The organism is Flammeovirgaceae bacterium SG7u.111, from assembly GCA_034044135.1.
GTDB lineage: Bacteria > Bacteroidota > Bacteroidia > Cytophagales > Flammeovirgaceae.
Genome location: CP139021.1, coordinates 469,289 through 493,791 on the forward strand (window position 1 = coordinate 469,289; position 24,503 = coordinate 493,791).

Genomic DNA, 24,503 nt, shown 5'->3' on the forward strand with positions numbered 1-24,503 from the left:
TAATATATATTGCTGTTTTATTACGTTTATGTATTGAAAATCAATAACATAGCAAATTCTTTTGATTCGCCTAAAAGCGATCTTTGCTTTGGTTTGGAAATGTTAACCCGTGTTTGCGGGTTTTGTAAGGTGAAGGGTGAAATTTTGAGTTGAAAAACTCTCTGGTTCGATAATTTTTGTTTGTGTATCTGTGCGGTTTATTGATTGGGGAGTGGCTTAGAAGTGTGCCTCTCTTATCGGTTATGTAATCAAAGTTAGTAAAATTTTAATAATACTCTAGTTTTGTTTCCTTTTTTTTAAAAAAACATTGGTTTGTTTGAAGATATATTTTTTTAGCCTTCCTGTTATGCTTTATTAACGACTTGAAATCGTGATATTTACAAATATGAGTTTTAACAAGCTCTATTTATATACATAGATATGTATTTGTTTTAGCGAATAATAACAGGGTTTGTGTATTCGGGTACGTGTTGCTAGGGAGGTGGGGAATAGGTATTGCTTCTTAAGCTGAACTTCATAAAAAAGAAAGATGCCTCAGGTAGTTGAAGAAAACAAGGTGAAAAAGAATTCTAGCTAAAAGATTTGCATTTATTCTTATAAACAGAAATAAAAACAGGTTGAAGAAAACATATAGGAAGTGTAAATGTTGTATATTTGTAATTTAGTATTATTCTAAATAAAATAGTTTATAAATGAGTGCCGACAAAGAAACAGAGTTCTTAGAACAAGTTACCTCCAAAGAGTACGAGCATGGATGGTCAGTCGATTTTGAAGCAGACGAAGCTCCAAAAGGGCTAAGTGAAGATATAGTAAGGTTCATCTCTGCTAAGAAGGGCGAGCCAGCGTGGTTGCTGGAATGGAGGCTTGAGGCTTTTAAGACTTGGCAAGAGATGGAGACTCCTGAATGGGCCAATGTCAAATTCCCAGAAATCAACTATCAAGACATTATATATTATTCTGCTCCTAAACAAAAGGTGACTCCTAAGTCTTTGGATGAGGTTGACCCCGAGCTGTTGGAGACTTTCGCAAAATTGGGAATTTCCCTTACAGAGCAAAAGCGTTTGACAGGGGTAGCAGTAGATGCGGTTATAGATAGTGTTTCTGTGGCTACTACTTTTAAGGAGACGCTTTCTGAGCTAGGTATCATTTTTTGCTCGTTTAGCGAGGCGGTAAAGGAGCATCCTGAGCTAGTGAGGCAATACATAGGCTCGGTAGTTCCTGTAAAGGACAACTACTTTGCGGCCTTGAACTCTGCTGTGTTTAGCGATGGATCGTTCTGTTACATTCCCAAAGGCGTTCGTTGCCCTATGGAGCTTTCTACCTATTTTAGGATAAACGCGGCAAATACAGGTCAGTTTGAAAGAACGTTGATCGTAGCCGAAGAAGGTTCGTATGTTAGCTACCTCGAAGGTTGCACCGCTCCTCAGCGTGATGAAAATCAATTGCATGCTGCGGTAGTAGAAATCTACGCTGCTAAAGATGCAGAGGTAAAATATTCTACCGTACAAAACTGGTATCCTGGCGATGAAAATGGCAAGGGCGGTATTTACAACTTCGTGACCAAAAGAGGGATTTGCTTTGGCGATAATTCAAAAATATCTTGGACACAGGTGGAGACAGGTTCTGCAGTTACGTGGAAATACCCTAGCTGTATATTGAAAGGTGATAACTCTATAGGCGAGTTTTATTCGGTAGCCGTAACTAATAATTACCAACAAGCCGATACGGGTACAAAAATGATTCACATTGGTAAAAATACCAAGAGTAGGATCGTTTCGAAAGGTATTTCTGCAGGAAAGAGCCAAAACAGCTACCGTGGCTTGGTAAAAGTGATGAAGCGTGCTGAAAATGCAAGGAACTTCTCGCAATGTGACTCGTTGCTTTTGGGCGACCGGTGCGGAGCGCATACTTTCCCTTATATAGAGGTAGAGAACAAATCTTCTACTGTGGAGCATGAGGCTACTACTTCAAAAATTGGTGAGGATCAGATTTTCTACTGTAACCAACGAGGAATAGGTACAGAGGCTGCTGTTGCACTCATTGTAAATGGCTATGCGAAAGAAGTATTGAACAAGCTCCCGATGGAATTTGCCGTAGAGGCACAAAAACTATTGGCTATCAGCTTAGAAGGAAGTGTAGGGTAATTCTTAACTTTCAAGATAAATATTCAAGGCGATTCCCTAAAGAATCGCCTTTTTTTGTGCTTATTGGTTTTCGGTGAAACTTGATGTGCTCCCGTCCCAATAGCACTTTTTGCACCTGCCATCTACAAAAACATGCTCACAGTTTTCATATCCATATAAATCTTGTGCGCACTGGGGGCAAAGTTCGTTCATCTGAGACGTTCCCAAATAAAACAAGCTTTCGCATTCAACACATTGTATTAGATCTTTTTTTTTCATTTTTAATATCAAATTAAACCTTCATTTCTTTTTCTCATCAAACAGAGCAAATAACCAAATTTACTGATGAAACTCAATCAACAACAAATCCAACATCTTTTTTTGCGAGCAGGTTTTGGTATAAACTATGACTTGCTGCAAAAGTATGATGGGCTTGAAGCAGAGGTGCTTGTGGAAAAGCTGTTTGAAAAGTCAGCGCAGTCAACTTACCTCGACTTGGCAGAAAAAGAGGCTTTTCGCCCACCTATGAACGGCGACCCTGGAGCAAAGAAGGTCTTTCAGAAAAAGTCGAGAGAGATGGTGATAAAGTTGAATGTTGCTTGGCTAAAAAGCATGGCTACAAGTGAGGGAAGCCTTCGGGAAAAAATGACTTTCTTTTGGCAAGGGCATTTTGCCTCGTCTGCCAAAAACCCTTATCTGGTACAACAGCAGCATAACTTGATAAAGAAACATGCGCTCGGCAGCTTTGGCGATCTGCTAAAAGCGGTTTCGAAAGATGCGGTGATGTTGCAGTACCTCAATAACCAGCAAAATAAGAAAAATGCACCCAATGAAAACTTCGCCCGCGAGGTGATGGAGCTGTTTACCTTGGGCAGGGGCAATTATACCGAAAATGATATAAAAGAAGCAGCTAGGGCTTTTACGGGCTGGGGTTTCAACAAAGAAGGAGAGTTCTTTTTTCGAAAAAGGATTCATGATTATGGAGAAAAAACAGTCTTAGGGAAAACGGGAAATTTTGATGGAGATGAGGTGTTGGACATACTCTTGGAGCAAAAACAAACAGCGAAATATCTGACAGGGAAGATATATGCCTTTTTTGTGAATGATCAAGTTGATGAGACAAAAGTGGAGAAGCTAGCGGATAGTTTTTACGCGTCGGGTTATGACATAAGTGCTTTGCTTAAAGAGGTTTTTACTTCAAACTGGTTCTACGATCCCAAAAATATTGGTTCGAAAATAAAAAGCCCTGTAGAACTTTTGGTAGGCAATATGCAGTATTTCTACATGGATTTTGGGAATGAAAAAGCCTTGGTTGGCATCCAGCGGATGTTGGGGCAAATCCTGTTCAAGCCGCCTAATGTGGCAGGCTGGCCAAATGGTGAAGAATGGATCGATGCTTCTACATTGATGTTTCGCCTAAAGCTCACAGAAGCTTCTTTGGCTGCATCCTTAGTTGGTGGAAACGAAGAGCTTTGGGATAAAAAGGCTGGAAAAGGATGGGGCAATCGGTTGAAGAAAATGCATGTTTCTTCCGATTTGGAGGCATTTCAACGACAATTTGGAACCATCCCTGCAAAAGACCTTATAGATAGACTTTGCGCTTATTTCATCCAACTCCCACTTTCCGACGAGAAAAAAAAATTAGTTGGGGTGAGAGGCGACCTTCCTGAAGAGGAAAGATTACTGAGGACAGTTGCCAAAATAAGTAAGCTTCCCGAGTTTCAAATGTGTTAGTTCTTAGCCTTTTTCAAAGGCATCAAAATGAAAAATATTAACCATGCATAAAAGAAGAGATTTTCTTAAAAGATCGGCTTTAGTGACAGCAGGGTCGCTGCTGGCTCCCCAATTCCTTTCGGCAGGTAAAATGCTGTTGGGTACTAATTATCAAGGGAAAAAGTTGGTGGTGGTGCAGCTTGGAGGGGGGAATGATGGGTTAAATACGATAGTGCCTTTCCGAAATGATATTTACTACAAGCTTCGTCCAAATTTATCTATCCCTGCTTCGGAAGTATTGCCACTCAATGATGAACTGGGCCTCAACCCTAGCTTGAAAGCTTTGAAGAAGTTCTACGATAATGGTGAATTGGCGGTGTTGAATAATGTCGGTTACCCAAACCCCGACCGGTCACATTTCCGCTCCATGGATATTTGGCAGTCGGCAAGTGATTCGGACAAGTATTTAAAAACAGGATGGCTAGGACGGATGTTGGATGCTACTTGCCCATCTGATGCAGGAGCATATTTTGGTTTGGAAGCTGGTGAGCAACTAAGCTTGGCCATGAAAGGAGAGCGCATGAAAGGAATGGCGGTGGATGATGTGAATCGTTTGTACCAAAGCACCAGAGATCAATTTTTGGTAGGGGCTAGCCATGCTCACGAACATCATGAACATCAGGTAGATTACCTGTATAAAACGCTGCAAGATGTAAAAAGCTCTGCCGCTTATTTGAAGGAAAAGTCAGGTTTGTATTCTTCTAAAATAGATTATCCTAAAAATCCACTGGCAAAAGAGCTAAGAGGAGTAGCCCAATTGATAAATGCAGGTGCGGAGAGTAAGATTTACTATACATCTATTTCTGGCTTCGATACGCACGCCAGACAGAAAGGTAAACAAGGTAATCTGCTGAAAAGTGTAGCTGAATCTTTGGATGCATTTGTGACCGATTTGAAAGTTGGAGGGCAGTTTGAAAACTCCTTGGTAATGGTATTTTCCGAATTTGGTAGAAGGGTGGAGGAAAACGGCAGCGAAGGTACGGATCATGGTACGGCAAACAACGTATGGCTGATTGGGGGTAAGTTAAAGAAAGCCGGTGTATTAAATACAGCTCCCGATTTGGTAAAGCTGAATAATGATGACCTTATTTATACTGAAGATTTTCGAAGTGTGTATGCCACTATTCTTAACGGGTGGCTGGCAACCAATAGCAATGATGTGCTGGGTGGAGAGTTTAGTAATTTAGGGTTTGTTTAGATGAAATAGTATTCAAGAAAAAATCCCCCGTGCTGCTGCGTGGGGGATTTTTTCTTTCTGCTAGAACCTCTGTTTAGGTATTCCACCATTCCTTCAATTCGTTGTCCATTTCATCTTTCCAAGTAAATATATTATGATCCTCATTGAAAGGGAGCGGCTTGTCCCAATAGTCCCTGATTAACAAGTACCTTAAGTATTCTCCATAGTTTGGTGCTTCTATGTCAATATTCAAATGCATGAGAAACAACTCAAAAGTTTGAGAGAGTTCGATCACATGTTCTGGAATCAGTTTTTCTTTAGGTGGGAGGTATGCCTTGTCTATTCCTGTTAGTTCCTGTAGACTTGTGGTAAAAGGTGTATCATCATCTTCTTCATCGGAATTTTCCAACAAGTCGTCGTCATACGTATGGAAATAATCCCAACCAAGGCTTTCTTTAAAATGGTAGTCGTCAAAATATCCTAACCTATCGAGTAAATCTTCCAGTGTGTATTTTTTCGACATTTCATTTAGGTCATCACAAAATTGGTAGACATATTTTCCTAAAGGATGTCTTTTTGGGTAATCACTATAATATAACTCTAAGTTATAGTGTTCTCCATCTCCCCAATATTCTTTCCAAAGCCCAAAGTCTGTACTTACCATATCGAAGACCAGTTGCATGTCTTCAAATGATGGGACATATTCTTCTTCGGTTTCTTTTTCTGCCATTTTCTCAATGTTTTAATGTTCGGATTCGGTTGAGCTGGTCAGTTAAAAAATCATATTCTAGTATAGGTGGTGTAATAATGTTTGTAACGACAAGGATTGACTTTTCATATTAATAAAACCCCTCATGTAATACATGAAGGGTTTTTGCCTTATAATTTATAACCAGAAATTTAAAGCTCTATGACTTACCAATTGTCGACATTCTCGTCTATTTCGTCTTCTAATAAAATATCATTAAAGCCATCTGCAATAGGTAGTGGCTTATCCCAATTTTCTCTTATAACCAAGTAGTTGAATTCTGCAATGCAGTTTGGTGTATAGATAAAAACGTCAAAATGGCCTAGAAACCGATCTAATGCGGATGATAGGTCTACAACATGGTCGGGACAAATCCTATCTTTGGGAGGAAAGCAAGCTTTATCTATACTGGTAAGTTTTTCCAATGAGATGAAAAACTCATCTTCTTCACTATTGTTTAAATCATGGTAGTAACCAAACCTATCAAGAAGGTCTTCTAATTTGTACTTTTCGGTCAGCTCATATAAATCTTCAATTAAAAGATTGACATATCTAGCTAGTGGATGCCTTTCTGGATGTGCATAATAATACATGTCGATTGTATACTCTTTACCCCAATATTCTCGCCATAGTTCAAAGTCGGTGCTTACCATTTGGTGAACGAGTTTGGTTTCTTCAGTAGAGATTAAATTGTCGGTATTTTGATCTTTTTCTACCATGTTTCCCTTTTGATTGTTTGTATAATTGTAGAAGCTAGTTGAGGATTAAAGAAAAGAGAGGATAACTGAGGGGTTCGTTTATAAATACAAAGGAGGAAATTAATAGCTTTATTCTTTATATAAAAATCCCCCACGTATTTTTTTACGAGGGGCATATGTCTGAGTTTTGGTTTTTGTGTTCTAGCCTGCTTTTTTTTCCATGCTTTCTTCCATTTTATCCATCCAAGTAACATAGTTTCCGAGGTCACTGATGGCGATTGGGCGGTTGTCCCAATGTTTCCTAAGAAGTACATAAATATAATCGTCGCGGTAGCTAGGTGCCATAAAATCGATTCCGAGGCTATTCAAGAGCTTCTGGAAAATGAATGAAAGCTTTTGGATTTGGCTTTCACAAAGTTTTTCCATTGGAGGAAAGGCTATTTTTTCAATCCCAATAAGGTTTTCGAATGTTGTGTCGATGAGTTTTTCCTCAAAAAAACTTTCCTCGTCAAGGAATTCTTCTTCCTCTTCCGCAGGCAAAGAAGAAAGTGTATTCTCGTTATCGTAGTAGCCAAGTTTTTCTAATAGATCGGGGAGGACATAGTTTTTGCGAATATGTTCCAAGTCGTTGACCAATTGGTTTACATACCTATTCAGCGGATGTTTTTCAGGGTGCATTTCATAGAATGTATCAAGGGAGAAACCCTCGCCCCAAAAGCTTTTGGCAAGTTTGTAATCTGTGCTGATCATTTTTAGTACCAGCTCTATTTCTTTTCTTCGAAGAGTTGCGTCTGGTTTCTTTTCTAAATTCTTTGCTCCCACCTCTGTTCTCGTTTTGTTAGTTTGAAGTTTGTCGTACATTATAGCTATGAAGTATGTTCATTTAATAAATGAACTTATGCAAAAAAGATTGTTTGTGTAGGTATACAGGGTTTAGTATGAGGAAGTAAGTTTTTTGTTTAAAAAGTGAAGGTTTCTCAATCTAATGCTTTGCATGCTTCAAAATGGGAAATGTATTGTTTGAAGATGTGCTCGTGGTTTTCGAGTACGAGTAGTACTTCAAAGTTATACCTCAACGACCTTTTGGTAAGATTGGGCGAGCCCGTCAGAATCAATTGTGTCTGTTCCCCATTTACTATTCCATCGATGAGGATATAACGGGTGTGCATGCGGGCTTCTTTTTTATTGAGTACGTTCACTTCGTCTGCCGCATCCTTTATCAATTCTCTCATTTCCTTATCGTCCAACTTACTTATTATTATTTTCATCTCAGTGCCCTTTTTTTGTAGTTGTTCAAGTTTTTCAAGCACTTTGTCTCTTCCTTCGTCCCATTTCGTAATCGATGCAAAAATTTTAGTTTTTGTAGGGTTGTCTATCTGTTTCAATATATCTAAAACCACATCTTTTTTTTCGCTCTTATCTTTTTTTTGTAGTGGTAAAAAATTCGCCGAATAGCCTGATTTATCATCTGAAGCTGTGAAAAAAGCATAAGAGTCCCAGTTGTTGTTTTTTCCAAGTTTTTCCATGATTTTCCAGTATTTCAGATAGCCATCATATATTTTTTTGTTTTGGATGATAAGCAGGTCTTGTAATTTTTCTGCATCTTTTTTCTGAAAATTTGCACTTGTTTGCAAAATTATGTTTGGGATTTTCCCCTTGGTAGTCACTATTTTAGAGCAAATCAAAAATTTATTATGGATGATGGATTTCTTAGAAATATCATTATCAAATGCATAAAATGTATTGATTTTTTCTTCGAGCATGGGGATGGTTGGCAGGTTTGTCTCATTGCTGGTAGAGCCTTCATCTATAATTACATTGACACTAACCCCTCTTTTTTCTGCTTGTAGAAGAGCTCTGATGATGAGGGGCTCATTGAGTTTAAACACCGCCACATGAATAGTTTCTCCAGAAGGAACGGCATTTATCAATTGGCTTATCTCTTCAAAAAGAGAAGGGTCTTTTTTGCCCTCACCTATAATGCTAGGATTGGTAAATGCTACGTGGGGAATTGAAATTGAAATGGGTTGAAGAGTGCTTTGCCCCAAGGCTGTTTCGAGGAAAAGCCCAAAAAACAGAATGATGATTATAAAGCCTTTGAGGACTTTGGTATTCTTGATAATTCGATAAACTGTTTTCATAAATCCAAGCTAAAGAATTTCTTGTTATTAAAAAAGAAGATTAAGTAGATCTATAAAGTCGTATCGGTTGCTTTTTTAGATGTTGGGCTTGATTTGACAAGATACACCTGTATTTAGAGAATCAAACACATGTTTTAATGTCAAAAATAGCTCAAAAGTGCTGTTTTTGGTATGTGTATATAAATACTATTATAGGGTTGTGGCCGTTCTGACCTTGAATTTGATAAACTAATTTATTCAGTTTAGAACTGAACACCTACTATTAATTTAGATGAAAACTAAAGGATTCCCATTTAAGCTTGTTAAAAAACAGGAGCTGATAGATTTAAACAATCGTTATGAAAGTATTTCGGAAGAAATAAGTCAGGCAACTGAATTTATTAAAGGTATAGAAGAAGGCAAGCTAGATAAAGAGTATGATGAAATTAATACTGATAGCCAACTCACAGTAGCTTTGCTGAGCATGCGCGACCAGCTCAAAAAGATAGCAGAAGAAGAAAGAGAGAGAAATTGGGCTACAGAAGGATTGGCAAGGTTTGTTGATATCTTAAGAAATAATACAACGAATATAAATGAGCTGGGTGACCTGATTATTTCCCATGTGGTAAAATACCTAGGAGCAAACCAAGGAGGCTTATTCACTATCAGTGAAGACCAAGTTCAAGAAGAAGATGTAGTGCTCGAAATGGTTGCTTGCTATGCTTATGAGCGTAAAAAGCACATGAACAAAAAAGTAGGTGTGGGCGAAGGTTTGCTTGGGCAGGCTTATTTGGAAAAGGACACTATTTATATGACTGATCTTCCTGAGGCATATATGAGTATTACCTCAGGTTTGGGCAAGTCAAATCCCAAAAGTTTGTTGATAGTTCCCTTAAAGGTAAACGATAACGTATATGGGGTGATGGAGTTGGCTTCTTTCAAAGCATTTCCTCCTTATCAAATTGAGTTCTTGGAAAAACTAGGGGAAAATATAGCTTCTACTCTTTCTACGGTTAAGATAAACGAAAGAACCCAAGTATTGCTAGAAGACTCTCAAATGCAGGCTGAGCAAATGAGGGCTCAAGAAGAAGAGATGCGGCAGAACATGGAAGAGTTGCAGGCGACGCAAGAAGAAATGACGAGGAAGCAACAGGAGACAGAAGCTGCTTTTGAGCAGGCTTATGAACAGACCCAAGCCCTGATGGAGAAGGAAGGTGCCCTGAACGACTCTTACAAAATGCTACAGGCTGTGATCGATAATATGCCTGGTGCTGTATTTTGGAAAGATAAAGACCTTAACTATTTGGGTTGTAATAAATATTTTGCCGAAACGGCTGGTTTTTCTTCTCCTGAAGATATAATTGGGAAATCTGATTATGACTTACCTTGGAAGGAACAGGCTGAGCTGTATAGAGAAGATGATGCGCAAGTAATGACCTCAAATTCAAGTAAAATAGACTTTGACGAGCACCAATCTCAAAAAGATGGCTCCACCTCATGGTTGCGTACTAGTAAAATCCCTTTGGCAAATGAGGAAGGTGTTTTTGCCATACTCGGAATATTTAGGGATATAACAGAGGCAAAAAACCAGCAGGAGGAAGCAAAAAAGCAAGGAGAACGAGTAGACGAAATGGAAGAAGAAATTCAGCGCCTGAAGCAGCAGCTCCAAGAAAAAGAATCAGAAAACGAAGTCCTTAAAAAGAAAATAGCACAATAACTATCATCTAGGTACTTAAAAAAATAGATTCAAAAACACCACGCATTATATGTGGTGTTTTTTGTGTTTATTCCCCCCCTCATAAAGGTCAGGAAAATGATTTAGCACTATCCTAATCGGAATTTTAGGTAAGTAGAAAATAGAAGTATCGCTTTTTTTGCATCAGGAATCCTAATTCTTTCATTTAGGATTTTTGCCGTGGGAGTGGACTTGATCTTATCGAAAAGTCGGAGGTAATAAATATAAGCAAGGTAGACCCCAGCTCTAGCGGAAACGGGTAGTTTCATGATACCTTGGTAAGCATTATCAAAATCTAATTGGATGTCTTTTTCAATAGCTGCCCTGTCCGCTTGGGAAAAGTTCTTGAAGTCTACTCCGGGGAAATAGACTCTTCCCCTGTCTTCGAAGTCACTTTTCATATCACGAAGAAAGTTTACTTTTTGAAAAGCTGAGCCGAGAGCTTTGGCTGCAGGTAGCAGTTCGTCATATTGTTTTTGGTTACCATTACAAAAAACATAGAGGCACATTAGTCCGACTACCTCTGCCGAGCCATAAATATATTTCTTATACCCTTCTGTAGTATAATCTTGCTTGTATAAGTCCATTTCCATACTCACAAGGAAAGCCTCTATGAGTTCGTGGTCGATGCTGTATTGGTTTACAACAAGCTGAAAGGAGTGGAGTACTGGATTGAAACTTACCTTATCTTCTATAGCTTTGTATGTATCTTTCTTGAACTGCTCTAGGTGTCTCTTTTTGTCGTGTTCGTGGAAGGTGTCTACAATTTCATCGGCGTAGCGCACAAAGCCATAAATAGCATAAATGGGAAGATGCAGCTTAGGGTCAAGTGTCTTTATGCCCAATGAGAACGAAGTGCTGTACCTTTTGGTGATAAGCTTACTGCATTCCAGTGCGGTATCGTTGTAGAGTTTAATATGATCCATGGTAATTTTAGAACAGTAATAGTTTTCCACTTTAAAAAAGCCAATTCTAGCCTATCTGCCAAATTCTTTGATAACTTCTTTGGCGACTACCTGCCCAGAAATGAGGGAAGGCGGCACTCCTGGTCCAGGAACTGTAAGTTGACCTGTGTAATACAAATTCTTTACTTTTTTGCTTTTTAAGCTTGGTTTGAGGATGGCTGTTTGCATTAGCGTATTTGCCAAACCATAAGCATTTCCTTTAAAAGCATTGTAGTCTGAAACGAAGTCTTTGTGTGCGTAGCTACGTTTGTATTCTATAGAACTTCGTACCTCTTGTCCAGTTACTTTTTCCATCCTATCCAGCATAATATCAAAATATTTTTCTCTCACCTCATCCCCATCTTGTAAGGCGGGGGCAACAGGCATAAGTAAAAATAAGTTTTCAGAGCCTATAGGAGCGATAGTGTTGTCTGTTTTGGATGCCAGACATGCATAGAACAATGGATCGCTTGGCCATTTTGGGTCTTCGTATATTTCTTTGCTATGAGGGCCAAAGTCCCTGTCAAAAAATAAGTTGTGATGAAGCAATTGACCAAGTTCTTTTTTGACCCCCAGGTAATAAATAAGGGACGAGGGAGCCATAACCCGTTTGTCCCAATAACTGTCGCTGTACGATTGGTGGCTTTTGGGAAGCAAGTTGTGTTCGACGTGGTGATAATCTGCTCCTGCTATTACAGAGTCTGCAGTAAATTCTCCTTTATTTGTAATGACGGTATCAACCTTATTTCCAGTAAGGGCAAGTTGTTGAACGTCTTGCCCAAACTCAAATTTCACCCCTTTTTCCTCTGCAAGCTTTACCATGCCCTCAATAATTTTGTGCATTCCCCCTTTAGGGTACCAAGTGCCGAGGCTAATATCAGCATAGTTCATTAGACTATAAAGTGCTGGGGTGTTTTGAGGGACAGCTCCTAAAAAAAGGATAGGGAATTCCATGAGTTGCAGTATTTTCTCATGCCTAAAGTACTGCCTTATATGCTTGTGAAAAGATTGGAATATGTTCATCCTCACCATATCGGTAAGGAGCTTCATGTCTACAAATTCGGTGAGTGAGCGGCTTGGTTTGTACACTAAATCGTTAATGCCGACTTGGTATTTGTATTCAGCTTGTTGCAAAAATTTACGTAGCTGCTTAGAGCTTCCCGGCTCTAATGATTCGAAAAGCATTTCAAGCTCACCCATATTGGCGGGGATATCCATGAAATCGTCTTGTCCAAAAACCACCCTATAGGAAGGGTCTAGTCTTACGAGCTCGTAATAGTCGGAGGGTTGTTTCCCAAAACGCTGGAAATACCTTTCAAAAACATCGGGCATCCAGTACCAACTGGGTCCCATATCAAACTTGTAGTTTCCTGTCTCAAAATAACGGGCTCTTCCCCCTGGGATATCATGCTTCTCTAGAAGGGTCACGTCTAAACCTTTGTGGGCTAGAGATGTTGCTGCTGCCAAGCCCGAAAAGCCGGCGCCTATTACTATGACTTTCTTTGCCAAGGTAGTTGTAGTTTAAAAATTCAAAAAATAAAGGAAGTGAGTGGGATGTGCTCCTGATAATAAAAACTTGAAAAAATATAATTTGTTTAAAATTAAGATCCTTAGAATATAAAATACAAAAGCCAGCAAAAAAACTTGCTGGCTTTTGGTAATTACTTGCTTATGGCAAATGATATATTTTTGCACGAGCCTATTAATGGCTTGTAATATATTACTAAACAAAATCGACTTTAGTGACTCAAAGAATGTAATTGCTTAGTTAGAAGAGTAAGCTCTCAATTTGCTTTTCAACTCTTTACGAGCAATGTGAATCCTATTTTTTACAGTTCCTATCGGAATAGAAAGTTTGTCTGCTATTTCGTGATATTTAAAGCCACGGAAGTGCATCATGAAAGGTGTTTTGTATGCATCGTCCAACCTATCAATTGCAGTGTACATGTCTGTAAGTGCAAACTGAGAAAATGCCAGGTTTTGCGTGATATTCTCAGTGGAATTGATGTAATGAAGGTTATCTGTAGTATCAATGAACGTATTTCTTCTGACCAAACGCTGATAGTTGGTTATGAAGGTGTTTTTCATAATGGTGTATAACCATGCCTTTAGGTTTGTGCCTTCGGCAAATTTTTCCCTATTGGTATAGGCCTTAAGCATTGTCTCTTGCAACAAGTCATTTGCTTCTTCTACGTCTTTTGTTAGTTTGAGTGCAAAAGGTTTTAGAGAAGATGTCATTTCTTTGAGAGATTGTCCAAAATCAATTGAGGTCATAATTTTATAGTTTAAGTCCTGTTTCCTGTTTTTGTTTAAACAAATATACTATTAGATGAACAAAATATGCAAATTTTTTTTGTTTAATTTTTAAAAAAAAATAATAAACAAAAGCTGTCTATAGTGAATATCTGTCTATACATCGTTTAAATCCTGTTTTTAAAAATGATGTTTTTTGAAAAAAATGATTTTGTATTGCTGGTTTTAGGGCATCCCATATGGACCTATGAGATAGGTGTATTTATAAAAAGCAACGTTACGTGTTTAAAAGTGGTTGATTGTTTTTAAACAAAAGTAACACTTATTAAAAAAGCTATATGTTAAGAACAAGATCTGATAAAAAAAATTCAAGATTTATCATTTTTTAACCTTTGCCTCTAATATATTAATATTGGGATATCGAGTTAGGTTGATTATGACAGGTTGAACTCGGGAGTTTTCTGTTATTCTTGCTTATCTTGTAAGCATAAAGAGTAGAGTTGAAGAACCAAAAAAGTGATATAAATGAATTTGATCTCATCAGAAAATAGTTATGCCGGAAATTTAATAGCTGGCTTAAGAGATATTGAACTGCAAAAAAACCGTTATCAGTTTCGTTTTAACATGGAGCGATTAGGAGAGATTATTGCCTATGAACTATCCAAGTCATTAAATTATGTAGAAAAGGACTTTGTGACTCCACTGGGAAGCTCTAGCGTAAAAGTATGCTCAGATAGGTTGGTGTTGGCGACAATACTCAGAGCCGGCCTCCCGTTTTATCAGGGTCTTGCTCGGTTGTTCGATGGAGCAGCCCATGCATTTATAGGTGCTTATCGTGCTCCTCATGAAGGCTTGGAGGATATCCATATAAATTTGGAATACAGGGCAACGCCTAACTTAGAAGATTCGGTGTTGATAGTTGCCGATCCCATGTTAGCAACTGGAAAATCACTGGTAGAAGCATGCCATTCGCTTATGAAGCAGGGCAAACCATCGAAAGTTTGTATAGTATCGGCAATAGCGAGCCAACCAGGCGTTGATTATGTGAAAGAGCAATTGCCTGATTGCGAGCTTTGGATTGGGGCACTCGATCCTTTGCTCAATGAAAAGGGCTATATAGTTCCAGGACTTGGAGATGCTGGCGATTTGAGTTTTGGCGAAAAATTGTAAAAATAAAAAGAATATAGATGGGAATTAAGCTTTTGATTTTAGTAGTAGGTTTGGTGGTGTTGATAGCTGGAGGCGAGTTTTTAGTAAGGGGAGCATCACGGATAGCGCTCAGGCTTAATATTTCCCCGTTGGTAGTGGGGCTGACCATTGTAGCATTTGGGACTAGTTCACCAGAATTGCTTATCAGTGTGAGTACAGCTCTGTCAGGAAACTCTGACATGACTATGGGCAATGTAATTGGCTCAAATATCTGTAATTTGGCTTTGGTACTAGGGCTTACCGCTTTTTTCTCTCCTATTAATGTCCATAAAAATAGTATCCGAATAGATTGGCCTGTGGTAATGGGTAGTAGTTTATTGTTGTACATCCTTGTGTTGGAAGGTCACCTCAATAGGTATGAAGGTGTTGTGTTTGTACTTCTTTTGAGTATATATATATTCTTCCTAATTAGGCAGTCAAGGAGGGACAATAAAGCAGTACAGATGGAAGAGCATGAGCTAGAAGAACTGAAAGAAGAGGATGGAAAGCCCTACAGGTGGATGCTAGATCTAGGTCTGATTGCTTTGGGGTGCTTAGGGTTGTATTATGGTTCTGATTGGTTCATTACCGGAGCAAAAGATATTTTCTTGGCAATGGGCGTTGAGGAGCGTGTAATAGGAATCGTAGTACTGGCAATAGGGACTAGTTTACCAGAGTTGGTTACTTCAGTAGTTGCAGCTTTTAAAAACAATACAGACTTGGCTATTGGAAACTTGATGGGCTCAAATATTTTTAATGTCCTTTCTATTTTGGGGATTACCAGTATTATTAAAGACATTGAAGTGAGCGAAGCAATTAAAGCATACGATATTCCTTGGATGCTTGGCATTACCTTGCTTTTATTCCCTCTCATGATTATGGGCAAACGCCTGAGTAGGTTGCATGGTAGTATTCTACTTTCTCTTTATTTTATTTATACTTACACCGTGATCATCTAAGCTGCTAATATTCTTTTTTATAGATAAAAGAGCCATTTCCTTACTTCAGGGAAATGGCTCTTTTGCATTATTTTTCTTGTCATATTTGGGTGTTGTTGGTGTAGGTTTCTTGCTGTTTTGCAACATTAGCAAATGTTCACATCTTGGTTTTAAGTGTTTTTTATTTCTTTTTACGTTGTTTTTATGTAAAACCCCTAGTTTGTCTTGTGTAAGGCTGTTGGCTTATTTCCACAATTATTGTTTCGTTTTGGCTAATTTTTATATTTACAGCAGTTACTTGTATTATTTGCAGAAATAATAGGAGAATATATAGTGTAGCAAGCAATTAAATCAGAAAATGAAGACTGCGTTAAGTTTTATACTTTTTACCATCTTCATTCAACCAATTAGCTCCAATGAATTTCAATCGGTTTCAAGAAATGGAACTAACCTCACGTTCAAATTAGATAGGGCTTTTTTGAATGGTTTTTCTAAGGAAAATTCAAAAGGATGGCTAGAAGTGAATGAAGAGATGAAACCTGAAAGCCATCAGGTATTCTGGCTTCCTGTGCCAAGAAGAGCTTCCTTTACCCTATTAAGTAATTCACTCCTTTTATTCATTTCAAGTTTTTTAATAGAAAACCCAACTTTTGAAGATATATCAGCACCATCTCCGTGGTGGAAAAGTTGGTGGTTTGTACTATTGCTGGCACTTTTTCTAGTAAGCATTGGGGTAGCTTATTATAAACATAGGACATATATATACAAAAAGCAGAAGAAAATATTAGAAGTAACTGTTCAGCGAAGGACTGCAGACCTTTTGAGGGCAAATGAAGAAATTCGTTTGCAGAAAGAAGAACTGGAAAAGCAACGTGATTTTTTGCAGGGGTCTAATGTGGAACTTGCAGAAAAAAACAAAGAAATAAAAGCACAGGCGAAAGCCTTAGAAGATTATTCGCAGGCCATAGAGCGAATGAATAAAGAGTTGCAAAAAGCCAATGAGTTGTTGGATACTAAGGTAACTCACCGCACACAAAATCTAGAGAAAGCTCATAAGGAACTTGACAATTTTGTTTACAGGGTATCACATGATATCCGCGCCCCTTTATCTTCTATGCTGGGTTTGCTCCAGCTAATCGATAATAGTTCTTCTGTACAAGAGTCTAAAAATTACCTTGGTTATATAGAGCAAAACATCAATAAGCTCGACAAGTTTGTGAAGGATATTTTGGATTATTCGCAAAACTCCAGAATTCCTTCCAAATGGCACGAAGTTGATTTTGGACTTATGGTAAGCGAATTACTGGAAGAATTGCAGTTTCTAAATGGGTATGGTAAAGTCACTATCAATTATCCAAAGGAAAAAGATGTATTGTTTTCTTCAGATATTTACCGCCTCAAAATTGTGATGAGAAATTTGCTTTCTAACGCCATTAATTATCACAATCCATATGTAGATCAACCAAAAGTAGATATCCTATTTGATCTTACCCCAGGAGGTCCTGTTATTACCGTAAGGGACAATGGACTGGGAATTCCCGAAGAGCTTCTTCCTTCTATATTCAAGATGTTCTGCCGAGCTTCTGATAACTCGAATGGTTCTGGGCTAGGGCTTTACATAGTTAAGGAAGCCTTGGAGAAAATGGGTGGCTCTATAGCTGTAACTTCTCAAGAAGGGAAGGGGAGCTGTTTCCAAATTGCCCTCATGGAAGAAGCTGTTGGAGTTCCTCAGGAAGATTTATTATAGGGAAGGGGTGAGTAATTAAAAAAGCTATATTTGCATCTTGAAAATTTGACCCATTGTATTTTTTCAAACCTAAATGGGGATTATTTAAATTTTGTGAGATACAGATATGCAATTAGTTAAGATATTTTGGTTCATTTCTATCATTGGTGCATTTGCTGTCAATGTGTTGTGTTATGCTTCTTTTCCCCCAGTAGTAAGCTATTATTTTGATATAGCTGGAAACCCTGAGATGTTTATTGGGAAGGAGCTTTTTTTCTATTACACGTTTGCGATCATTTTGATAGCAAATATACTTCTGAGCTTACTGGGGAAAATTCCTGCCTATATTTCCAAAGAGTTGCTAATTGTTCCACGGAAAAAACTGTGGACTCAGGATATCAATACTCGTAAAGAACTCAATAAAAAATTGAAAGAATGGGTAAGGGGCTTGGCAATGCTGATTAATTTTTTTATCATGACCATTCTTGGCTTTATTGCTAATGCCAACACTGAAAATAACTTTAGCATAAGCTGGGTTCAATATTTATTATTGTTTTTAGCTATTTGCTGGTTGATCTTTTTCTTCCCTTTATTCATGAGAAAACCAGAAGTTTTAAGAGACTAAAGTCATTTGATAGCTTTGTCTGTAACAATATTTTGAGCACTTGTGCTTGACGCAAACATTTTTTTCGTGGTGTAGTTTTGCGTATAATGCTGTGGCATTATTTTTTAAGCTGTTTTTTAGTGATAAAATGATTTTAAAAAGAAGGTATTCAAATTCAATAACTATGATCAGAAACATTTTTTTTCTCGTTTTTACCGTCACGCTCACATTTAGTTGTTCGTCGGTTCCTGTTACAGGAAGAAACCAGTTGATCCTTTTTGAATCGTCAGAAATGCAGGCGATGAGTTACCAGCAATATGACGATTTCTTGAAGGAGCATAAAGTGGTGAATGGTACTGCCGATGCCCAAATGATCAAAAAAGTAGGAGCAAGAATCCAAAAAGCAGTAGAGGCGTATATGGCTGAAAAAGGTCTTTCAGATAAACTTGCTGGTTTCAACTGGGAGTTTAATTTAGTAGAAGATGATCTTGTGAATGCTTGGTGTATGCCAGGTGGCAAAGTAGTTTTTTATACAGGAATATTGCCTGTTTGTAAAGGAGAAGAAGGGGTTGCTATAGTAATGGGTCATGAAGTTGCCCATGCCATTGCAAGACATGGCGCAGAGCGTATGAGTCAGCAAACTGTTGCTCAAGGTTTAGCCCAAGGAGTTGGCGTGGCAACTATGTCGAAGTCTCCAGAATATCAAGCTATTTTTAATACAGCTTTTGGAGCCGGTACCCAACTTGGTATGTTAAGCTTTTCTAGGCAGCACGAGTCTGAGGCTGATAGAATCGGTTTGGTGTTCTCTTCCATGGCTGGTTATGATCCTCGAGTAGCTCCTGAATTTTGGAAGCGAATGGCTGAAATGTCGGGTGGAGGAGCACCTCCTGAGTTTTTATCTACTCACCCTTCGCACGATACACGAATTAGCGACCTTACCAAACAGCTTCCCGAGGCTATCAAGATTTACGATCAAAACAAAGGAAAGCAATAAACTATAGAAGAGAGGTAAATACTCTTTAAGAAAGCACAGAATGAAATAGCATTCTGTGCTTTTTATTTTTCAGAGAAAATCAAAATATTGTTGGTCAACGAAAAATCTTCCAACAGGATAGAAAAATCAGCTTCTCTTAAGGCAAGTCCTATCTTACCAACAGAATCTTCATAAATAAGCGGAGCTCCTTTTTCTACATAGCCAAAGCTTTTACAAAAAGGAATCTTTCTTCTAAATAGCTCTACTTCGCCACTCCAGATACTTGTATCTAATACCTGTCCTTCATAGTTCCAGCCTGCATTATTGAACATAGATGTATGAATATTGGTCACCAAGTTGCCAAAGGGGCTTTCTATTCTCATAATATTACCTTCTATGGCATGGTCTGAGTATTTGGCAATTGGGGTAGGCAGCGTAACAAGTTCAATTTTTGGGAGTAATGGACCAACTTTATCAAATTGTGTTTTGTTTGAGGCCAGTTTAGCACCCAAGTGTACAAATAAGTCCCTTCCATGAAAAGTATGAAACTGCTCGGAGTCTTCTCTGCGGTGTAGTTTTTCATCTATAATCCTGACTGCTTCAATCCCGATGTGCTCAGCGACGTAAGTAAGGGTTCCATTATTAGGAGTGATAATAATATGTCCGGTTTTGGTAAGAGCTGCTATCGGTTTTCTAGAAGTTCCTACACCTGGGTCTACCACGCTTACGAATATCGTTCCTTCTGGCCAGAAGGGGATTGTCCCGGCTAATATGTCGCTAGCTCCCAGAATGTCGAAAGGAGTGATTTGGTGTGTTAGGTCAATTATGTTGAGCGATGGAGCTAGAGAATAGGCTACCCCTTTCATATTGGCTACAAAGCGATCTTTCAACCCAAAGTCAGTGGCTAATACCAGAAAATTATTTCCCATATCAAGTAAACAGTTTATGTGTGTTAATTCGGTAGGATTAGATAGAAATTTATAATTTAATGCAATAAAACTGTTTGGTTAGCAATTATTTTGATTTAAAATTCGGTTATGATTAGCAATCAAACCTATTATTCAATTAACTTTAAAATCGATTAAAAGCAGTAAGAAATACTTATTTGGGGCTTTCAGAAAATCTTATTTGATTCTTATTCTGCCGATATTGCATTTTCGCAGGATGATAAGGCTACTTCAAGACTATTGTAAATTGAAGGTCTTTTGGAAGAACTCAAACCATTTTATATTTGAAAATTAAGAAAACAAAGCACCTGCAAATGCAAAGGCTTTTTTTATATTTATTATTCACAGTATTGGTCCTATTTTCCTCTCCAGCTATAGGAGGAGAAATTGTCATTGAAGGGGTATATAGAGGTATTAATTTATATGTTCAAAACCCACACGATGGTGAAGGAAATTATTGTATATCCGAGATTTTTGTAAATGATAAAAAGCTTACGGATGTCCCTCAGACAACTGCATTTGATATCGACCTATCTTTTTTGAGGGATAATGACCCTGTCAAAATCAAAATCATCCATACCGATAATTGTAAACCCAAAGTCATAAATCCAAATGCGATCAAAGCTGAGAAGCAATTTCAGTTTACCTATGTAGATATAGATGCTGATGTGCTTAAGTGGGCTGCTAGAGGGGAAAGAACCTACGGGAAGTATTTTATATTGAAATTTGAAAATAATAACTGGGTTCCAGAAAAAGTGGTTGATTGCAAAGGAAAAGACGGTATTCAAAGTTATGAATATAATCCCCGCTATCACACAGGTACAAATAAATACAGAGTAAGGTATTTAGAAATCACCGGCAAAGTTTATTTTTCAAATGTGATTGCCTTTGAGTCGGATATTGAAGAAGTAACATTTTACCCTAAGAGAGTTTCTTCTCGTTTGAATTTTTCCCGCCCCGTCAAATATGCTATTCTCGACGTATATGGTAAAATTGTCCTCCAAGATATAGGTCAGGAAGTAGACTGCAGTAAGCTAAAAAGCGGTACTTATTATGTAAGTTATGACAATAAAACTGATAAATTTTTTAAGAAATAGTCGCTTTTTGTGTCATTTGCTCTAATTCTCTCGTTACTTTCTAGTGCATCTAATTATCAATTAATTCAATTTAGATAAGAAATGGATAGAAAAGTCATTGATTATAAGTTAATAAGTAGCTCAAACCCTTCATATGTAGAAAAAGAAGTGAAAAAGCACTTAAAAGATGGGTGGGAGCTGCTCGGAGGAATTTCTATGGGTGATGTGAACCGTGGAAGTACAGTCGAGTCATTCTGTCAAGCTCTTGTCAAATACGATAGCTAATGCATTAGCTATCGTATTATTCATTTGCAATAAAAATAGCTAAATGCTCCTTCTCGATAAGAATCATTTACAATCTTACTGTCCTACAATTAAGAATCATTTCGTTTCCTTTAAAAACTAGTAAAGAAGTACTGTGTCTATTACCTACTCTACTAATCATTGTAAAGTGATACTATTTATTGATATCAATACAATGCAACCCTTTTGTGCTTGTTAGTTAAATGAAAATCATTTATAACATATACACTGCTGGTTATTAGAGATTTTCCCATTTATAGATATGGGTTTTAAACAAAGTACTGTAGTGTAATAAGTTGTATTGGTGCTGTCATTTGGTAAGCCGATAAACGTAAGATGAAAATGCTTAAATATTACCTTACTATAATTGTGTTATTGGGAATGGTCAGGAGCGGATACTCACAACAAGAGTATCAGTTTACGCAATATATGTTTAATCAATTTGCGATAAACCCTGCTTTTGCTGGTAACAATGATGCGTTAAGTGTTGCTGCTCATTACAGGAAACAGTGGGCTGGGCTAGAAGGAGCTCCAAACACTCAATTATTATCAGCTCATTCACCTCTCAAGAACGAGAACTTAGGTGTAGGGCTACTAATAGCAAATGATAAAGTTGGTGTTCATCAAGATTTAAATATTTCAGCCTCATTTTCTTACAAAATCAATTTTGATAAAGAGAAGAACTTATCCTTTGGCTTGCAGGCTGGAATGATCAACAAAAGGGCTGATTATACTGGGATTTTCGACGCAACTTCGGATACTGATTTAGCTTTTACCCAAGATAATTATAATACCACTTCTCCAGAATTTGGATTCGGGATTTACTACTTATCCAAAACAGCTTTTGCAGGTATCTCTATGCCAAAGCTTTCGGGAAACATGTTTATGCCTGAATACATTAACAATAATAGACATATATATATACATGGAGGATACGTATTCGAATTGAATGATGTGGTGAAGATACAACCAAGTACTTTAGTAAAAATGGTTGAAAACGCTCCTATCAATATTGATTTAAATACAAATGTGGTATTTAATGATGTACTAGCATTAGGGATTTCATATAGGACTTTAAGCACTTTTAGCTTTTTAGCCCAAGTACAAGTTACTTCTCAGCTTCGCTTTGGGTATGCCTACGATAGTGCTACTAGAAAATATTCTGAGGCTATTGGAGGTTCACACGAAGTTATGTTGAGTTATGACTTCACTTTCTTTAAGTCTAAAGTCATAATACCTAGATATTTTTAATAATCTGCCGATGTACCGCTTTCTAGTAAAAATATTTCTGATTAGTACCGTGCTGTTGTCTACTGCACTTGGGGTGAATGCTCAAGAGAATGTTGTGACAGGATTGAGAAGTGATATGAAAAGAGCCGATGCTTTATATGCTGACTTTTTTTACAAAAAGGCTCTTGATCTCTATTTAAAACTAAACGAAGAAAAAACTGATGATCTTCTAAAGGTTAAGATAGCTTCGTGTTATTTGAATTTGAATAATACAAAGGATGCTATTCATTGGTATGCTGCAGCTCTTGAAAACGGGACTCTTCTCAACTCGAAAGATATCATAAACTATGCAATGGCTCTCACTGGAGAGGGGCGATATAAGGTTGCTCAAAAATGGTATGAAAAATATTTAGAGATTCATGAAAATGATGCTAGGGCAACTAATATGCTAAATGCGAGTAAGGAAATCAGACGCTTTTTTATTGATTCTTTATCTTATTTGGTGCATCCAGTTTCTATTAATACAGAAGGAAGTGAGTTTAGCCCAGCTTTTTATAAAAATGGGCTTGTTTTCGTGTCTTCTAGGAAGAAAACTATTGGTGTGAAAAATAGGAATCAGTTAAGCGATCAGTCTTACCTTGATCTTTATTACAGTGATTTTGCAGAAGAGGCTAATTCATCTCGGAGGAAAACGCTAAAAGAGCCTGTTAAGTTTAACCTTATTAAAAAGGCAAAACTACACGAAGGACCAATTACTATTTCAAAAGATGGAAACACCTTATTCCTCACTAGAAATATTAGTACAAATAAAAAAAATGGTGGTGATGGAGTAAAGCATCTCGGGATTTTTATTTCCCAAAAAGTAGGTGGGAAATGGGTTGAGCCAGTAGCCTTTCCTTTTAATAGTCTTGAACATTCGGTAGGGCATCCATCTATCTCAAATGATGGGAAAACCTTATATTTTATATCGGATATGGCTGGGGGTTTTGGAGGCACTGATCTTTATAGAAGTAAATGGATCAATGGTCAATGGTCTAAGCCAGAAAACCTTGGTAAAGAAGTAAATACCAGTGGTGATGAAATGTTCCCCTTTATTTTCAAGAATTTTGAACTGTATTTTGCCTCTGATGGACATGGGGGAATTGGTGGCCTTGATATTTTTAAAGTGAGGATTATTGAAAAAAGAGCAGACCAGCTAGTGAACTTAGGTTATCCCGTAAATAGTAACAAGGATGATTTTGGCTTCATACTAGAAGAAAATGGTGTAAATGGATATTTTAGCTCAAATAGAAAAAGTGGAGGGTTTGATGATGATATATATAGCGTGTATATCAAGAATGAAAAACTAGGGAATATAAAGTTATTTACCGTTTCGGGTAGGGCTATTCTACACAATACTCCTTATGACCAGTCAAGTCCAAGTGTAATCGATAGTGTAAAAGTTATTGTGCTCGATGAACAGACACGAGAGCCTGTAGGGGAAGGGGTTACTAATGAGAAAGGTATGTTTAAAGTAACTATACCCTATAGTGGAGACTTTATCATGATAGCCTCAAAAAAAGGAATAGGTACACACAATTCAGAATTTAATATACCTGATAACAAACCTTTTGTAGGGAATTTCCAGTTAGTCTTTTTTAGAGATAAAGCAGAAGACTTCAAGGATATACAAGAGGTTTCCTATCTAAGGTATAGAGCTGCTACTAAGCAATAAGCCTATTTTAATTCCTAATGTTTTCCTTTCTTGTATTGGCTTACGGCTAGCTATTTAATAACAAGAATTTAACTTTGCGTAAAGTTATTGTGACCTAAGTTGGCTCTAAATACTTTTTTTATCTTAGAGTTACTCTAGCTTTTATTTTGATTAACAATCTTAAAACAGCCAATTTTTAGCATACATAAACACCATTTTATGCGTTGAGAGAACAGTTAAATTATATTGAGTAA

At 37.6% G+C, this 24,503-nt stretch carries 22 protein-coding genes; 13 read left to right on the forward strand and 9 right to left on the reverse strand.

All coding sequences use genetic code 11. The features are described from left to right. Nucleotides 1-692 precede the first annotated feature (692 nt). Entirely contained in the window at nt 693-2,144 is a 1,452-nt protein-coding gene (gene sufB / locus R9C00_01880; protein WPO36191.1) for a Fe-S cluster assembly protein SufB, read from the forward strand. 60 nt (nt 2,145-2,204) lie between these two features. On the opposite strand, the gene R9C00_01885 is transcribed toward sufB, so the two are convergent. Continuing rightward, nucleotides 2,205-2,402 (reverse strand): hypothetical protein, encoded by a 198-nt coding sequence (locus R9C00_01885; GenBank protein WPO36192.1) that lies wholly within the window; start codon nt 2,400-2,402, stop codon nt 2,205-2,207. A gap of 66 nt (nt 2,403-2,468) precedes the next feature. Between R9C00_01885 and R9C00_01890 the strand changes: the two genes are divergently transcribed. Further along, on the forward strand, nt 2,469-3,857 hold the full coding sequence (locus tag R9C00_01890; protein ID WPO36193.1) for a DUF1800 domain-containing protein: 1,389 nt from the start codon (nt 2,469-2,471) through the stop codon (nt 3,855-3,857). A 43-nt stretch (nt 3,858-3,900) separates the two neighbouring features. Further along, nucleotides 3,901-5,094: a DUF1501 domain-containing protein gene (locus tag R9C00_01895; GenBank protein ID WPO36194.1), complete on the forward strand. Its 1,194-nt coding sequence runs from the start codon at nt 3,901-3,903 to the stop codon at nt 5,092-5,094. A 73-nt stretch (nt 5,095-5,167) separates the two neighbouring features. On the opposite strand, the gene R9C00_01900 is transcribed toward R9C00_01895, so the two are convergent. The 4 genes from R9C00_01900 to R9C00_01915 all read right to left on the reverse strand — a co-directional run bounded on the left by R9C00_01900 (nt 5,168) and on the right by R9C00_01915 (nt 8,660). Continuing rightward, a complete protein-coding gene (locus R9C00_01900; protein WPO36195.1) occupies nt 5,168-5,803 on the reverse strand; it encodes a hypothetical protein in 636 nt (211 codons plus the stop codon). A 185-nt stretch (nt 5,804-5,988) separates the two neighbouring features. Then, nucleotides 5,989-6,540: a hypothetical protein gene (locus tag R9C00_01905; GenBank protein WPO36196.1), complete on the reverse strand. Its 552-nt coding sequence runs from the start codon at nt 6,538-6,540 to the stop codon at nt 5,989-5,991. Between the two features lie 180 nt (nt 6,541-6,720). Then, nucleotides 6,721-7,380: a hypothetical protein gene (locus R9C00_01910; GenBank protein ID WPO36197.1), complete on the reverse strand. Its 660-nt coding sequence runs from the start codon at nt 7,378-7,380 to the stop codon at nt 6,721-6,723. Nucleotides 7,381-7,496: 116 nt separating this feature from the next. Continuing rightward, nucleotides 7,497-8,660: a phospholipase D-like domain-containing protein gene (locus R9C00_01915; protein WPO36198.1), complete on the reverse strand. Its 1,164-nt coding sequence runs from the start codon at nt 8,658-8,660 to the stop codon at nt 7,497-7,499. Between the two features lie 271 nt (nt 8,661-8,931). Here R9C00_01915 and R9C00_01920 point away from each other — a divergent pair, with 271 nt between their 5' ends. Further along, nucleotides 8,932-10,356: a PAS domain-containing protein gene (locus tag R9C00_01920; protein WPO36199.1), complete on the forward strand. Its 1,425-nt coding sequence runs from the start codon at nt 8,932-8,934 to the stop codon at nt 10,354-10,356. Between the two features lie 107 nt (nt 10,357-10,463). On the opposite strand, the gene R9C00_01925 is transcribed toward R9C00_01920, so the two are convergent. The 3 genes from R9C00_01925 to R9C00_01935 form a co-directional block, all read right to left on the reverse strand. Beyond that, nucleotides 10,464-11,300 (reverse strand): phytoene/squalene synthase family protein, encoded by an 837-nt coding sequence (locus R9C00_01925; GenBank protein WPO36200.1) that lies wholly within the window; start codon nt 11,298-11,300, stop codon nt 10,464-10,466. A 51-nt stretch (nt 11,301-11,351) separates the two neighbouring features. Continuing rightward, a complete protein-coding gene (crtI, locus tag R9C00_01930) occupies nt 11,352-12,827 on the reverse strand; it encodes a phytoene desaturase family protein (protein ID WPO36201.1) in 1,476 nt (491 codons plus the stop codon). A 255-nt stretch (nt 12,828-13,082) separates the two neighbouring features. Beyond that, a complete protein-coding gene (locus tag R9C00_01935; protein WPO36202.1) occupies nt 13,083-13,592 on the reverse strand; it encodes an RNA polymerase sigma factor in 510 nt (169 codons plus the stop codon). A 504-nt stretch (nt 13,593-14,096) separates the two neighbouring features. Here R9C00_01935 and upp point away from each other — a divergent pair. From upp to R9C00_01960, 5 genes are all read left to right on the forward strand, one after another. Further along, nucleotides 14,097-14,741: a uracil phosphoribosyltransferase gene (upp, locus tag R9C00_01940; GenBank protein WPO36203.1), complete on the forward strand. Its 645-nt coding sequence runs from the start codon at nt 14,097-14,099 to the stop codon at nt 14,739-14,741. A 17-nt stretch (nt 14,742-14,758) separates the two neighbouring features. Continuing rightward, a complete protein-coding gene (locus tag R9C00_01945) occupies nt 14,759-15,718 on the forward strand; it encodes a calcium/sodium antiporter (GenBank protein WPO36204.1) in 960 nt (319 codons plus the stop codon). 337 nt (nt 15,719-16,055) lie between these two features. Further along, nucleotides 16,056-17,444, forward strand: a complete 1,389-nt coding sequence (locus R9C00_01950; protein WPO36205.1) for an ATP-binding protein — start codon at nt 16,056-16,058, stop codon at nt 17,442-17,444. Between the two features lie 106 nt (nt 17,445-17,550). Then, nucleotides 17,551-18,048 (forward strand): hypothetical protein, encoded by a 498-nt coding sequence (locus tag R9C00_01955; protein WPO36206.1) that lies wholly within the window; start codon nt 17,551-17,553, stop codon nt 18,046-18,048. Between the two features lie 163 nt (nt 18,049-18,211). Then, nucleotides 18,212-19,021 carry a M48 family metallopeptidase gene (locus R9C00_01960; GenBank protein WPO36207.1) on the forward strand — a complete coding sequence of 270 codons (810 nt, stop codon included), beginning with the start codon at nt 18,212-18,214 and terminating at the stop codon, nt 19,019-19,021. Between the two features lie 62 nt (nt 19,022-19,083). Here the strand turns inward: R9C00_01960 and R9C00_01965 are convergent, their stop codons facing one another. Then, entirely contained in the window at nt 19,084-19,929 is an 846-nt protein-coding gene (locus R9C00_01965; protein WPO36208.1) for an SAM-dependent chlorinase/fluorinase, read from the reverse strand. A gap of 302 nt (nt 19,930-20,231) precedes the next feature. Here R9C00_01965 and R9C00_01970 point away from each other — a divergent pair, with 302 nt between their 5' ends. The 4 genes from R9C00_01970 to R9C00_01985 all read left to right on the forward strand — a co-directional run bounded on the left by R9C00_01970 (nt 20,232) and on the right by R9C00_01985 (nt 24,270). Then, complete coding sequence (locus R9C00_01970) at nt 20,232-21,044, forward strand: hypothetical protein (protein WPO36209.1); 813 nt, start codon at nt 20,232-20,234, stop codon at nt 21,042-21,044. Between the two features lie 81 nt (nt 21,045-21,125). Further along, nucleotides 21,126-21,308: a DUF1737 domain-containing protein gene (locus R9C00_01975; GenBank protein WPO36210.1), complete on the forward strand. Its 183-nt coding sequence runs from the start codon at nt 21,126-21,128 to the stop codon at nt 21,306-21,308. 360 nt (nt 21,309-21,668) lie between these two features. Beyond that, nucleotides 21,669-22,577, forward strand: coding sequence for a type IX secretion system membrane protein PorP/SprF (locus R9C00_01980; protein WPO36211.1), 909 nt, complete (start codon nt 21,669-21,671; stop codon nt 22,575-22,577). Nucleotides 22,578-22,587: 10 nt separating this feature from the next. Beyond that, nucleotides 22,588-24,270 carry a hypothetical protein gene (locus R9C00_01985; GenBank protein WPO36212.1) on the forward strand — a complete coding sequence of 561 codons (1,683 nt, stop codon included), beginning with the start codon at nt 22,588-22,590 and terminating at the stop codon, nt 24,268-24,270. Nucleotides 24,271-24,503: the final 233 nt, after the last annotated feature.

Excerpts from the sequence above, each read along its gene's own strand:
- sufB (WPO36191.1), top strand. The coding sequence starts at position 693 with ATGAGTGCCGACAAAGAAACAGAGTTCTTAGAACAAGTTACCTCCAAA.
- R9C00_01885 (WPO36192.1), bottom strand. The coding sequence starts at position 2,402 with ATGAAAAAAAAAGATCTAATACAATGTGTTGAATGCGAAAGCTTGTTT.
- R9C00_01890 (WPO36193.1), top strand. The coding sequence starts at position 2,469 with ATGAAACTCAATCAACAACAAATCCAACATCTTTTTTTGCGAGCAGGT.
- R9C00_01895 (WPO36194.1), top strand. The coding sequence starts at position 3,901 with ATGCATAAAAGAAGAGATTTTCTTAAAAGATCGGCTTTAGTGACAGCA.
- R9C00_01900 (WPO36195.1), bottom strand. The coding sequence starts at position 5,803 with ATGGCAGAAAAAGAAACCGAAGAAGAATATGTCCCATCATTTGAAGAC.
- R9C00_01905 (WPO36196.1), bottom strand. The coding sequence starts at position 6,540 with ATGGTAGAAAAAGATCAAAATACCGACAATTTAATCTCTACTGAAGAA.
- R9C00_01910 (WPO36197.1), bottom strand. The coding sequence starts at position 7,380 with ATGTACGACAAACTTCAAACTAACAAAACGAGAACAGAGGTGGGAGCA.
- R9C00_01915 (WPO36198.1), bottom strand. The coding sequence starts at position 8,660 with ATGAAAACAGTTTATCGAATTATCAAGAATACCAAAGTCCTCAAAGGC.
- R9C00_01920 (WPO36199.1), top strand. The coding sequence starts at position 8,932 with ATGAAAACTAAAGGATTCCCATTTAAGCTTGTTAAAAAACAGGAGCTG.
- R9C00_01925 (WPO36200.1), bottom strand. The coding sequence starts at position 11,300 with ATGGATCATATTAAACTCTACAACGATACCGCACTGGAATGCAGTAAG.
- R9C00_01935 (WPO36202.1), bottom strand. The coding sequence starts at position 13,592 with ATGACCTCAATTGATTTTGGACAATCTCTCAAAGAAATGACATCTTCT.
- upp (WPO36203.1), top strand. The coding sequence starts at position 14,097 with ATGAATTTGATCTCATCAGAAAATAGTTATGCCGGAAATTTAATAGCT.
- R9C00_01945 (WPO36204.1), top strand. The coding sequence starts at position 14,759 with ATGGGAATTAAGCTTTTGATTTTAGTAGTAGGTTTGGTGGTGTTGATA.
- R9C00_01950 (WPO36205.1), top strand. The coding sequence starts at position 16,056 with ATGAAGACTGCGTTAAGTTTTATACTTTTTACCATCTTCATTCAACCA.
- R9C00_01955 (WPO36206.1), top strand. The coding sequence starts at position 17,551 with ATGCAATTAGTTAAGATATTTTGGTTCATTTCTATCATTGGTGCATTT.
- R9C00_01960 (WPO36207.1), top strand. The coding sequence starts at position 18,212 with ATGATCAGAAACATTTTTTTTCTCGTTTTTACCGTCACGCTCACATTT.
- R9C00_01965 (WPO36208.1), bottom strand. The coding sequence starts at position 19,929 with ATGGGAAATAATTTTCTGGTATTAGCCACTGACTTTGGGTTGAAAGAT.
- R9C00_01975 (WPO36210.1), top strand. The coding sequence starts at position 21,126 with ATGGATAGAAAAGTCATTGATTATAAGTTAATAAGTAGCTCAAACCCT.
- R9C00_01980 (WPO36211.1), top strand. The coding sequence starts at position 21,669 with ATGCTTAAATATTACCTTACTATAATTGTGTTATTGGGAATGGTCAGG.
- R9C00_01985 (WPO36212.1), top strand. The coding sequence starts at position 22,588 with ATGTACCGCTTTCTAGTAAAAATATTTCTGATTAGTACCGTGCTGTTG.